Origin of the sequence: Methylobacterium oryzisoli, assembly GCF_046557895.1 — a bacterium.
GTDB lineage: Bacteria > Pseudomonadota > Alphaproteobacteria > Rhizobiales > Beijerinckiaceae > Methylobacterium > Methylobacterium oryzisoli.
In genome coordinates, this window is the sequence record NZ_JBKIBX010000001.1 from 286,490 (window position 1) to 298,295 (window position 11,806).

Annotated in this window: 10 protein-coding genes; 5 read left to right on the forward strand and 5 right to left on the reverse strand. The window is 73.2% G+C overall.

The genetic code is table 11. From position 1 onward, the window contains the following. Window positions 1-586: DUF3095 family protein (locus tag ACKUB9_RS01425; protein WP_410824664.1), on the reverse strand; the 586-nt coding region annotated here is incomplete at its 3' end. Window positions 587-818: 232 nt separating this feature from the next. On the opposite strand from ACKUB9_RS01425, the gene ACKUB9_RS01430 reads away from it, so the two are divergent. Next, entirely contained in the window at window positions 819-1,046 is a 228-nt protein-coding gene (locus tag ACKUB9_RS01430) for a hypothetical protein (RefSeq protein ID WP_407518791.1), read from the forward strand. 174 nt (window positions 1,047-1,220) lie between these two features. Here ACKUB9_RS01430 and ACKUB9_RS01435 read toward each other — a convergent pair whose 3' ends face one another. The 3 genes from ACKUB9_RS01435 to ACKUB9_RS01445 all read right to left on the reverse strand — a co-directional run bounded on the left by ACKUB9_RS01435 (window position 1,221) and on the right by ACKUB9_RS01445 (window position 3,927). Then, the gene (locus ACKUB9_RS01435) at window positions 1,221-1,466 is read right to left on the reverse strand and encodes an anti-sigma factor family protein (protein ID WP_407518792.1); all 246 of its coding nucleotides are present in this window, start codon (window positions 1,464-1,466) and stop codon (window positions 1,221-1,223) included. 10 nt (window positions 1,467-1,476) lie between these two features. Continuing rightward, a complete protein-coding gene (locus ACKUB9_RS01440; protein WP_407518793.1) occupies window positions 1,477-2,136 on the reverse strand; it encodes a sigma-70 family RNA polymerase sigma factor in 660 nt (219 codons plus the stop codon). 126 nt (window positions 2,137-2,262) lie between these two features. Further along, the gene (locus ACKUB9_RS01445) at window positions 2,263-3,927 is read right to left on the reverse strand and encodes an ABC transporter substrate-binding protein (RefSeq protein WP_407518795.1); all 1,665 of its coding nucleotides are present in this window, start codon (window positions 3,925-3,927) and stop codon (window positions 2,263-2,265) included. A gap of 275 nt (window positions 3,928-4,202) precedes the next feature. On the opposite strand from ACKUB9_RS01445, the gene ACKUB9_RS01450 reads away from it, so the two are divergent. The 4 genes from ACKUB9_RS01450 to ACKUB9_RS01465 are packed head-to-tail and all read left to right on the forward strand — an operon-like array spanning window position 4,203 to window position 9,229. After that, complete coding sequence (locus tag ACKUB9_RS01450) at window positions 4,203-5,780, forward strand: ABC transporter substrate-binding protein (RefSeq protein WP_407518797.1); 1,578 nt, start codon at window positions 4,203-4,205, stop codon at window positions 5,778-5,780. A gap of 4 nt (window positions 5,781-5,784) precedes the next feature. Further along, window positions 5,785-6,732 carry an ABC transporter permease gene (locus ACKUB9_RS01455; protein WP_407518799.1) on the forward strand — a complete coding sequence of 316 codons (948 nt, stop codon included), beginning with the start codon at window positions 5,785-5,787 and terminating at the stop codon, window positions 6,730-6,732. Beyond that, window positions 6,729-8,441, forward strand: coding sequence for a dipeptide/oligopeptide/nickel ABC transporter permease/ATP-binding protein (locus ACKUB9_RS01460; RefSeq protein WP_407518801.1), 1,713 nt, complete (start codon window positions 6,729-6,731; stop codon window positions 8,439-8,441). The genes ACKUB9_RS01455 and ACKUB9_RS01460 overlap by 4 nt, the downstream gene beginning before the upstream one ends. Beyond that, window positions 8,438-9,229, forward strand: coding sequence for an ATP-binding cassette domain-containing protein (locus ACKUB9_RS01465; protein WP_407518802.1), 792 nt, complete (start codon window positions 8,438-8,440; stop codon window positions 9,227-9,229). The genes ACKUB9_RS01460 and ACKUB9_RS01465 overlap by 4 nt, the downstream gene beginning before the upstream one ends. Before the next feature lie 329 nt (window positions 9,230-9,558). Here ACKUB9_RS01465 and ACKUB9_RS01470 read toward each other — a convergent pair whose 3' ends face one another. Next, a complete protein-coding gene (locus ACKUB9_RS01470; protein WP_407518803.1) occupies window positions 9,559-11,694 on the reverse strand; it encodes a TonB-dependent hemoglobin/transferrin/lactoferrin family receptor in 2,136 nt (711 codons plus the stop codon). Window positions 11,695-11,806: the final 112 nt, after the last annotated feature.

The window sequence follows — 11,806 nt, forward strand, 5'->3', positions numbered from 1 at the left end:
CGAAGCGGCAGGTGAGGCCGGTGAGGTCGGGCCGCCCCCCGGGCGCAGACGCCACCGCGTAGAGGCCCTGCTTGAGCGCGCGCTCCGCGAAGGCGAGGCCCCCGCCGGTGACCATCGCGTAGGCGACGTGGGGCGAGGGGGCGTAGCGGGCGACCCGCAGGTCGTGCCCCGCCTGCCGCATCGCCGCGACGGGCACGAGCGCGGCGCGCAGCGTCAGCCCCATCTCGGCGCCGACCCACGCGACGGTGGCGGCCAGCGCCGCCCGGGCGGCCTCGGCCTCCTCCGGCGCGACGAGGATGGACGCGCCGTCGCCCCCGAACACGAAGGCCCGGTCCTGCCCGCCGAGCGCGTTGCGCACGGCCGCGATGGCGGCGGCCCCCGCGTAGTTCACGGCCTTGTAGCGCCCGGCCGCGATGGCGGCGGTGGACTCGACGATGTCGGTGACGGCGAGCCACCACGCGTCCGGCACCGCCCGATAGGCGTCGTCGTCGAGGACGCGGGCGAAGTCGGTGACCGGGACGAGGTCGCCATAGACGAACGCCGCCGTCCCGCTGCGCCCCCCCGCCGGCGCGGATCCCGTCGTCATCGCGGCTCCTCCTGAACCCAGCCTATCACGGCCGTGCGCCAGCGCACGCGGATCGGGCCGCGCCGCGGCACTCAGGCCGCAAGGGGCGGCGACCGAAGCCGCCCGAACCGGAGACGATCGATGGACCGCCCCTGTCCCTTCGCCGCCCTGACCCCCGTGCTCGGCACCCTCGCGGCCTATTTCGGCCTGATGGCCGTGGCCTTCGCCTGACCTGCGCGACTTGGAGCCTGCCATGCGCATCCTGCCCGCTCTCTTTCTCCTCGCCGCCCTCGCGGCGCCCGCCGCGGCCGAGATGTCCGCCCCCGCGATGCCCCACCCGTCCCGTCACGTGACGGCGCTCGGCACCACGAAGCCCGACGGCGCACCGCTCGATGCCCGCGGCGGCACCCGCCCCGACCTCGACCGCCGCAGCCGCGCCCTCGACCGGCTGATCGCGACGGCGATCTGCCGGGGGTGCTGAACGGTTCGCCGCGTCACGATGATCCGGGACTGCTTGGGCCGCGGCCCAGACGGTCGGCGCCGTCGAGACCGCGGCGAAGATCCTGCCCGCGGTTCCGGCGCATCCGCCCGAGCGCGAGGACGCTCTTCCGGAAGGCCGCTCCCCGGGATCGCCCGCGCGCTGAGCGCCTCCCGCTCACGGCCCGGCGCCGGGCTCCGCCTCCCCGCGCAGGAGTGCGGCGACCAGGGCCTCCTCGCGGTCCGGGGCGAGGGCGGGCGCGGGTGTGTCGCGCAGGAGGTCGCGGGTCGCGCGCACCTGCTCGGCGAAGCGCCGGCAGGGGGCGCAGGCCGCGAGGTGCAGGCGCAGCCGCGCCCGCAGCGTCAGGTCGAGGTCGCGGTCGAGGAGCGCGCTCGCGTGCTCGGCCGCCTCCCGGCACTTCATCGTCGCCTCCTCATGAGATCGCGCGCAGCGGCGCCTCGCGGGTCAGGCGCTCGAAGGTCGCGCGGACCCGGAAGCGGGCGCGGTCGAGGAGCGCCCGCTGGCGCGCCTCGCTCAGGCCCAGCATCGCCTCGGTCTCCCGCACGCCCAGTCCCTCGACGTCGCGCAGGCGGATCACCGCGGCCTGGAGCGGCGGCAGGGCGGTGATCGCCTCCTGCACCGCCGCCCAGACCTGACGGCCCGCGAGCGCCCGTTCCAGATCCACCTCGGACCAGTGCCAAGGTGCCTCGCGCCAGTGGCCGTCGGCCAGGAAGGCGTCGGCCAGATCGGCATCCGTACCGAAGCCACCGCTCTCCGCGTCCGGCCCGGCGAGATCCGAGAAGGTGCGGGTGCGCCCGCGCGCGGCGGCCGCCTTGCGGGCCATCATCACGACGATGCCGGTGAGCCACGTGCGCAGGGACGAGCGCCCCTCGAACCCGTCGAGGTTGCGCATCGCGGCGATCCAGGCCTCCTGCACCACCTCCTCGGCGGCCTCCTGCGGCAGGTTGAGGCCGCGGGCCACCGCGACGAGCCGCACGTGGTGGCGCCGCACGAGGAGGCGGAAGGCCGCCTCCTCCCGCGCGCGCAGCCGGGGCAGCAGATCCTCGTCGCTCGGGTCGGGCGGTTCGCTCACTCGCGCCTCCCCTCGGGTGGATGCGCCGCGGACGGGCCGGAGGGCGTCGTCCCGCGCCATGCCGCATCCTTCGCGCCGGCCCGCGGACCGGTTACGGCGGCGGGCGCCCGCCCGCCGCCGGTGGTGTCAGTCCATCGACATCGTGGCGATGTCGATGAACCAGCTGCGGGGCTGGACCACGCCCTTGACCTTCGGCGACATCGCGCGCGGGCCGACGTCGTGGGCGATCCAGATGAAGGGCGCCTCCTCGACGATGCGGGCGTGGAGCTTGGCGAGCGCCTGGTCGCGCGCGCCGGCCTCGAAGGTGTTGCGCGCGGCGGCGATCAGCCCGTCGAACTCGTCGTTGCCGAAGAAGCCCCAGTTGTTCGAGACCGGCGGGAAGGTCTTGGTGGAGGTGAACCGCACCATCGCGAAGAACGGGTCCATGGTGGCGAACGACACGTTCACCGCCTGCGCCCCGCGCGCCGTCGAGTCCTTGGCGCCCTGGCGCCAGTTGGTGAACAGGGTGTTCCACTCGATGACGTCGAAGGAGACGTCGAAGAAGCACTCCTTGAGGCTCTGCTGCACGAACTCGTTCATCGGCAGGGGCTGCATCTGGCCCGAGCCCGAGGCCGAGATCTGCACCTTCACGGGCAGGGGCTTCTGGGCCGAGAAACCCGCCTCCTTCATCAGCTTCTGGGCCGCGGCCGGGTCGTAGCGAATGTCGAAGCTCGGGTTGCCCCACCAGGGATGGCCCGGCGGCACCGTGCCCTTCGGCTCGGCCATCAGGCCGCCCAGGAATTCCTTCAGCTCCGCCCGGTTGATGCAGAGGTTGGCGGCGTGGCGCACCCGCTTGTCGCGCCAGGGCGAGCCCTCCACGAACGAGAGCTGCCAGGGCCAGACGTGCGGCTGGGGGTTCTGGTAGATCTTGAAGCCGCGGCCCTTGATCTGCTGCACGGCGTCGGGGGCGGGGGCCTCGATCCAGTCGACCTGGCCCGAGAGCAGGGCGGCGGTGCGGGCGTTCGCCTCGGGCAGGGGCACCAGCACCACCTTGGGGATCTTGGGCCGGCGCGTCTCGTCCCAGTAGGCCGTGTTGGCGGCGAGTTCGAGCCGCTCGCGCGGGACGAGGCGGGTCACCCGGAACGGGCCGCTGCCGGAGGGGTCGGCCGCGAAGGCGGTCCAGGCCTGCTTGGCCCGCTCGGCCGGGTCGGTGACGCCCGCCGGCACCGCCTTCAGCTTCGCCGCCCAGTGCGCGGGCGAGGCCATGAACAGGTTGGTGAGGTTGTAGGGCAGGAAGGCGTCCGGCTCCGAGGTCGTCAGCTCGACCTTGAGCTTGTCGAGGACCCGCGCCGAGCGCAGCGTCGGCATGCGCGAGGCGGTGACGCCGACCTGGCTCGCATCGTAGTGCGGCGCCGCCTTGTCGAGCACCTTCTGGACGTTCCAGACCACCGCCTCGGCGTCGAGCGGCGAGCCGTCGTGGAAGCGCACCCCGTCGCGCAACGTGAACACCCACTTGGTCTTGTCGTCGGTGACGGCCCATTCGGTGGCCAGCCCCGGGATGATGACGGAGGGCTCGTTCTCCTTCGACAGGTCCCAGTGCGTGAGCGCGTCGTAGATCGGGATGCCGGTGAAGCGGTTGCCCTCGAACCCCTGGTCGGGCTGGCCCAGCGTGCGGGGGATGTCCACCGCCGTCATGCCGATGCGCAGCACCTTCTCCTGCGCCAGCGCCCCGCCGGCGCTCGCGCCGACGATCAGCGCCGCCAGCGCCCCGGCCACGCGCATCCGGCCATCCTGTCCCCAGCCCCGTTGCATCGCTCGCTCCTCCCTGTCGGCCGGCCCGCGCCGGCGCCGCCCACGCCTTGGCAACGTGCGTGCCATTATGCCCAAGCTTCCGGCCCGGGCTGGGGACGGTGAGGTGATTGAAGCTCATCCGCGGCCCGCGCGCCAGTTCCGCGTGGCGCGCGGACGGGCAGCCCAACCGGTTCCGGAGGCAACGAAATCGGCTTCCGCCGCGTTAGCTGCAGCGCTGGTGCCGGCCCCGCGCGCCGCTCCGGCCGCAGGCGGCAATTCGGCCGCGAGGACCGACCGTGATCCCACCCCGCACCGCGCTCGCGGGCCTGTCCGTGCTCGCGGGGCTTCTTTCCGCCGCATGGCTCCCCGGCGCCTCCACCGCGCCGGTCCCCGACGACGTGCTGGTCGTCGGCCAGACCGCCGAGCCCGCCTCCCTCGATCCCGCCGTCAGCACCGCCACCAACGACGCGCGCATCTTGGTGAACCTCTACGAGGGGCTGGTGCGCTACCGCTCCGGCACGCTGGAGCCGGAGCCGGCGCTGGCCGAGAGCTGGACCGTGTCGGAGGACGGGCGCAGCTACGTGTTTCGCCTGCGGGAGGGCGTGCGCTTCCACGACGGCACGCCCTTCGACGCCGAGGCGGTGCGGTTCAACTTCGGGCGGCTCCTCGACCGCGACCATCCGGCGGCCCGGACCGGGCCCTTTCCCCTCGCCTTCCTGTTTCGCGTCGTGGAGCGCGTCGAGGCGCCCGACCCGCGTACGGTCCGCTTCGTCCTGCGCGAGCCGTACGCGCCGTTCCTGGCGAACCTCGCCTACCCGACCGGGCTCATCGTCTCGCCCAAGGCCGTAACCGAGAGGGGAGGGGCCTTCGCCCGCGCGCCCGTCGGCACCGGGCCCTTTCGCTTCGCCGGCTGGCAGAGCAGCCGCAAGGTGACGCTGGAGCGCAACCCCGATTACTGGGGCGAGGCCGCCAAGCCCCGGCTCGTGATCTTCCGGCCCCTCACCGATCCCAACACCCGCGCGACCGAGATGCTGGCGGGCGGGGTCGACGTGATGGCCGAGATCCCCCCCGACGCCCTCGCGCTCTTTCGCGAGCGCCCCGGCTTCGCGGTGCGTGAGCAGGTCGGTCCCCATCTCTGGTTCCTGATCCTCAACACGCAGGCCGGCCCCCTGCGCGACCCGCGCGTGCGCCAGGCGGTGAACTACGCCATCGACAAGCAGGCGCTCGCCGCGCACGTGCTCCAGGGCACCGCCGTGCCGGCCCACGGCCTGATCGCGCCGGCCTTCGCCTGGGCGTACGACCCTTCGCAGCGCGGCTACCCGCACGATCCGGAGCGTGCGCGCCAGCTCCTGCGCGAGGCGGGGGCCGAGGGCGCGACGCTGCGCTTCCTCGTGGCGGAGGGCGGCTCGGGGATGCTCGATCCGGTGGCGATGGGCACCGCCATCCAGGCCGACCTCGCGGCGGTGGGCCTCACCGCCCGCATCGCCACCTACGAGTGGAACGCCTATCTGGCCCGGGTGAACCGGGGCCTGGGCGAGGATGCGGACATGGCCGAGATGGCCTGGATGACCAACGATCCCGACATGCTGCCCTCGCTGGCCCTGCGCAGCGACGCGCGGCCCGGCCAGGGCGGCTTCAACGCGGGCGGCTACGCCAATCCCGATCTCGACCGGCTCCTCGCCGAGGCGCGCCGCACCAACGACCAGACGCGCCGCGCCGACCTCTACCGGCAGGCCGAGGCGATCGTGGTCGCGGATGCAGCCCTCGCCTTCGTGGCGCACTGGAAGCAGAGCGCGGTGACGACGGCCGCCGTGCAGGGGCTCACCCTCGAACCCTCCTTCTTCCTGCGCCTGTCGGGCGTGACGAAGCGCTAGAGCCGTGGGCGCCTATCTCTTCGGCCGGCTCGCCGGCCTCGTGCCGGTGCTGATCGGACTCAGCCTGATCGTCTTCCTGATCATGGCGCTGATCCCGGGTGATCCGGCCCTGGCGATCCTCGGCCCCTACGCGACGCCGGATTCGGTCGCCCGGGTGCGGGCGGATCTCGGCCTCGACCGCAGCCTGCCGGTGCAGTACGCCGCGTGGCTCGGCCACGTGCTGACGGGCGATCTCGGGCGCTCGCACAGCCTCAACCGCCCGGTGCTCGACGAGGTCGGCGAGCGCTTCGCCGCCACCCTCGTGCTCGCCGGGGCGGCCCTGGTGCTCGCCGCGCTGATCGGGCTTCTCGTCGGCATCGTCGCGGCGGTGCGCCAGGGCGGGCTCGCCGACCGGCTCGCGACCCTCGCGGTGCTCATCGGCATCTCGATGCCCTCGTTCTGGCTCGGCCTGCTCTTGATCCTGCTGGTCTCGGTCGAATGGCGCCTGCTGCCGGTGAGCGGGATGTACGCGATCTACGGCGGCGAGACCCTGCCCGACCTCCTGCGCCACCTGATCCTCCCCGCCGTGACGCTCGCCGTCGTGGCCGCAGGCGTGATCGCGCGGCTCACCCGCTCGGCCATGCTGGAGGTGCTGCGGCAGGACTTCGTCCGCACCGCCCGGGCCAAGGGCGTGCCCGAGCGCCGGATCATCGTCGCGCACGCGCTGAAGGCGGCCCTCGTGACCGTCATCCCGGTCATCGGCATCCAGGCCGGCTTCGTGCTCGGCGGCGCGGTCTACGTCGAGACCGTCTTCCAGTGGCCCGGCATCGGCCGGATGCTGGTGAACGCCATCGCCACCCGCGACGTGCTGCTGGTCCAGGGCGGGGTGCTGGTGGTGGCGACCGCCTACGTGCTGTTCAACCTCGCGGCCGACCTCTTCCAGCGCCTGCTCGACCCGAGGATCGGCGCGTGAGGGCGCTGCTCGCCCGCCTGCTGGAGAACCGCCTCGCGGCGGGCGGGCTCGCGGTGATCGTCGCCGTGAGTGCCGTCGCGCTCGCGGCCCCCCTCTTGCCGCTCGCCGACCCGAACGCCACCGCGCCCGCCGCCCGCCTGCTGCCGCCCCTCACCCCGGGGGCGTGGCTCGGCACCGACGCGCTCGGGCGCGATCTCCTGGCGCGGCTCGTCTGGGGCACGCGGGTGAGCCTCGCGGTCGGCCTCGCGGCGGCGCTGCTGGCCGCGACCATCGGTTCGGCCATCGGGCTGACGGCGGGGTATCTGGGCGGGCGCACCGAGACGATCCTGATGCGGTTCATCGACGTGCTGATGGCCTTTCCCTACCTGCTGCTGGCGCTCGCGGTGGTGGCGGCACTGGGGCCGGGGCTCCTCAACGCGCTCTACGCGGTGGTCGTCGCCAACATCCCGTTCTTCGCCCGCACGGTGCGCGGCGCCGCGGCCTCGCTGCGCGGGCGCGAATTCGTGGAGGCCGCGCGGCTCTCCGGCATGGGCGAGACCCGCATCCTCCTCACCGAGGTGCTGCCGAACGTCATGCCGGTGATCGTCATCACGGCCTCGACCACGGTCGGCTGGATGATCCTGGAGACCGCGGGCCTCTCCTTCCTCGGCCTCGGCTCGCAGCCGCCCCAGGCGGATCTGGGGGCGATGCTGGGCGAGGGGCGCAAGGTGCTGATCACCGCGCCCGCCGTCGCGGCGGTGCCGGGCCTCGTGGTCTTCCTCATCGTGATGAGCCTCAACCTGATCGGGGACGGGCTGCGCGACGCCCTCGACCCGCGCCTGCGCGGCGGCACGCCCGGGCGACCGGGCGCGGCGACCACGGTGGCGCCCGGGCTCCCGCCGGCCGCCCCGGCCGAGGGGCTCGCATTGCGCGACCTCACCATCGCCTTCGCGCGGCCGGAGGGGGCGGCGGACGCCGTGCACGGCGTGAGCCTCGCGGTGGCGCCGGGCGAGTGCCTGGGCCTCGTCGGCGAATCGGGCTCGGGCAAGTCGGTGACGGCGCATGCGGTCACCCGGCTCGTCGCCTCGCCCCCGGGCCTGATCCGGGGCGGCACCGTCGCGTTCCGGGACGACGACCTCCTGGCGCTGCCGCCCGAGGGCCTGCGGCGCCTGCGGGGCTGGCGCATCGCCTACGTGTTTCAGGACCCGCTCACCACGCTCCACCCGCTCACCCGGGTGGGCGATCAGGTGGCGGAGGCGATCCGCGTGCACCGGGCGGTGCCGGCGCACGAGGCGCGGGCGCGCACCCGCGCCCTCTTCGCCGCCGTGATGCTGCCGGAGCCGGAGACGATCGAGCTCGCCTACCCGCACGAGCTCTCGGGCGGGCAGCGCCAGCGGGTCGCGATCGCGATGGCGCTCGCCAACGACCCCGATCTGATCGTCGCCGACGAGCCCACCACCGCCCTCGACGTCACCGTGCAGGCCGAGATCCTCGACCTCCTCGACCGGCTGCGCCGCGAGCGGCACCTCGCGATCCTGTTCATCAGCCACGATGTCGGGGTGATCCGGCGCATCTGCGACCGGGTCGCGGTGATGAAGGGCGGGCGGATCGTGGAGGAGGGCGAGACGCGGGCCGTGCTGACGGCGCCCCGCCACCCCGTCACCCGCGGGCTGATCGCCGCCATGCCGGTACTCGGCCGGGCGCGCGCCGTGCCGGAGGCCCGCCCGTGACGGCCGCGGTGGTGGTGCGGGACCTCGTGAAGACCTATCCGGCGCGGCGGGCGTTCTTCGCCCGCGCCCGCCCGCCCGTCGCGGCGCTCAAGGGGGTGTCGTTCTCCGTTGCGGCCGGCTCGACGCTCGGCATCGTCGGCGAATCCGGCTGCGGCAAGTCCACCCTGGCGCGCTGCCTCGTCGGGCTGGTCCGGCCGACCGCGGGCACGATCCGGATCGAGGACCGCCCGCTCGCGGATCTGACGGCGGCCGGACCGCGGGTGCTCGGGCGCGCGGTGCAGTACGTCTTCCAGGACCCGGTTTCTTCCCTCAACCCGCGCAAGACGATCCGGCAGGCGCTCGCCGCCCCCCTGCGCTTCCTCGCGGGCGTCGCGCCCGCCGATCGCGAGGCGCGCAGCGTCGACCTGATGCGGTCGGTCGGGATGGAGGCGGAGCATCTCGACCGCTACCCGCACGAGTTCTCGGGCGGGCAGGCCCAGCGCATCGCCATCGCGCGGGCGCTCGCCGCGGGGGCGCGGGTCATCGTCCTCGACGAGCCGGTCTCGGCCCTCGACCTCACCGTGCAGGCGCAGGTGCTGGACCTGCTCGCTGACCTGAAGGCGAGGCACGGCCTCACCTACCTGTTCATCAGCCACGACCTCGCGGTGGTGGAGGCCGTGGCCGACCGGGTGGCGGTGATGTCAGGAGGCGCGATCGTGGAGGAGGGCGCGCCCGCGCAGGTCTTCGCGGCGCCGACGCACCCCTACACGCGAAAGCTCGTCGCCGCGGTGCCGCGGATGACCGGGTGATGGCGCCTTCCATCACCGGCCGAAGGCGCTCATTCGCTTGGCCGGTGATCAAGCTCCCCCTTTCCCGGACGACTGGAGCGTCAGCGGAAGGAGATCCGGGAACCAGCAGAGAATGTGCCGCGAAGCGGCTCTGCATCTGCAACGTTATAGAAAAAGAGACGCTTCGCGACATCTTGTGCTGGATCCCGGATCTCCTTCCACTTCGTTTCAGTCGCCCGGGAAAAGGGTGCGCGCGAGCCTGCTCGATTGAGTTTGCGGTTTCGTCTTGACCGCGGCCGCCGAGATCCCCCGCAGCGAGCCGCCGAACCGCGAGGCGGCCCCGCGCGGCCTCAGCGCGTCGCGAACTTGATACTCACCGCGACCTTGGCGGTGAGGCCGGGGCTGGCGAGCAGGTTGAGGTACTGCGTGTAGCGCTTGTCGAAGAGGTTCTGGACGATGACGTCGGCGCGCACGCGGTCGTTGGCCTGGTAGGAGGCGAACAGGTCCACGAGGCCGTAGCCCTTGGTGGCCAGCACGGTGGTGCCCGGCGGGACGTTCAGGCGGGCATCCACCAGGGTGAGGCGGGTGCCGACGGTCAGGTTGCCGTTGAGGAAGCGCAGCCCGAGCGTCGTGCTGATGCGGTCCGGCGGCACGGTGAGGAGCGTCTGCCCGGTGGCGCGGTCGCGCCCGCTCACGTGGCTCGCCGCCAGCGAGACGAAGCCGCCGCCCCAGTCGTAGGCCCCTTCGAGTTCGACGCCGGTGAGGTCGGCCTGGGCGATGTTGAGGTACTGGAAGGACCGGACCGGGATCACGCAGGGAAAGCGGCCGGGAATGCGGGCGCAGATCGAGGCCGGGATGCCGGCGAGGGCCGGCACGAAGTAGGTCGGCCCCACCGCCTGGATGGCGATGAAGTCGTCCACCGTGTTGGCGAAGACGTTGAGCTTGGCCCGGAAGGCGTCGCCGGGCTGCAGCACCTCGTCGTACTTCAGGTTGATGCCGCCCTCCATGGTGTGCGCGACCTCGGGGCGCAGCGTCGGGTTCGGCAGGATGCTGAAGGCCGGGAACGGATGGATGCCCTGGACCAGCGTCTCGGTCACCGAGGGCGCGCGGTAGCCCTCCGCGTAGGTGGCGTAGAATTCCAGGCCCGGCAGGGGCGAGACGCCCACCGTCAGCTTCGGCGAGACCCGCTCTCCGCTCGACCGGTAGGCCCCGCCCGCGAGCTCGTACTGGTCGTAGCGCAGCGCCCCGATGACGCGCAGCCAGGCGCCGTAGCGCAGTTCGTCCTGGATGAAGGCGCCCGCGAGCGTGCGCGTGCCGGACGGCGTGAAGGCGCCGCCGAAGCCGCCGGCCTCGTCGCTGGTCCGCACCCGATCGAAGACGGCGTCGCCGCCGATGGTGAGCGCGTGGCGGACGTCCCAGGTGTCGAAGCGCGCGGTGTTGTGGATGTCGAAGCCGGGGCTCTCGATGTCATAGTCGATCCGGTTGCCGACGCGCGTGCCGAGCTGACCGTAGACGCCGCTCGCGGCGTCCTGCAGGAAGGTCAGCTGGTTGTGCGTCGTGGTGTAGTAGCCCTTGGCCGAGAAATCGATCAGCGGCACGTCGGGCCGGGCGAACCGGTAGCCCAGCGTGTAGGTGTCGGCCGCGACCGCGTTGGCGAAGCGCGCGCCCGTGATGCTGGAGCCGCGGCTGGCGAAGTCGAAGCGCTGGAGCAGGGCCGTGCCGCTGATCTCGTGCCCGTCGGCCGGTCTGACGTTGATCTTCGCGAGGCCCGCCTCCAGCTCGCTGCCGGTGTCCGGCACCAGCGTGCCGAGGCCGTCGCGGTAGGGCGCGTTGTTGCGGTAGACGAACTGCCCGAAGACGTCCGCCGCGCTGCCGATGCGGGCGCCGAGCGCGGTGGAATTGAGGAAGCGCTGGCCGTTGGTGCCGAACGACCACTTCTGGACCGCGCCCGCGCGCTCGTCGGGGAGCAGGATGTCGTCGATGGAGCGCGTGCGGAAGGAGACGACGCCGCCGATGGCGCCCGAGCCGTAGATGGTCGAGGTCGGCCCGCGGGTGATGTCGATCCCGCCCACGAGTTCCGGGTCGAGGTAGAACACGCCGTTCGCCGCGTGGCCCGAGGTCTGGAAGTTCTGGCGCGCGCCGTCGATGAGCACGTTCACGCGGCCGAAATCCTGGAGCCCGCGGATGTTGATGGCCTGGGCCGGATCGTTCGGGCTCTCCTGCGTGGTCACGCCGGGCACGTCGCGCAGCACCTCCGAGAGCCGGCTGGGCTGGAGGCGGCGGATCTCCTCGCGGGTGACGACGCTCGTCCCCGAGAGCGCGTCGACCGCCAGTTCCGGCGTCTTGGTCGCGGTCACCGTGATGGCGTCGAGGTCGATGGTGCCGGACGGGGCCGGCGTCGCGGGCGGCGCGGTCTGGGCCCGCGCGGTCGTCAGGGCGAGGAGGGAGGCGCCGAAGGCGAGGGCGGCGGCGCGAGGCATCGGCATGGAACGGGAATCCGCAAGCAGGACACAGGCGATCGGGTCGGCTGGCTGGCTGGCGGAGGGCTGGCTGGCTCGCGTCGGGGGCAACCGTGCGGGCAAGCCGGACCGGAGATCA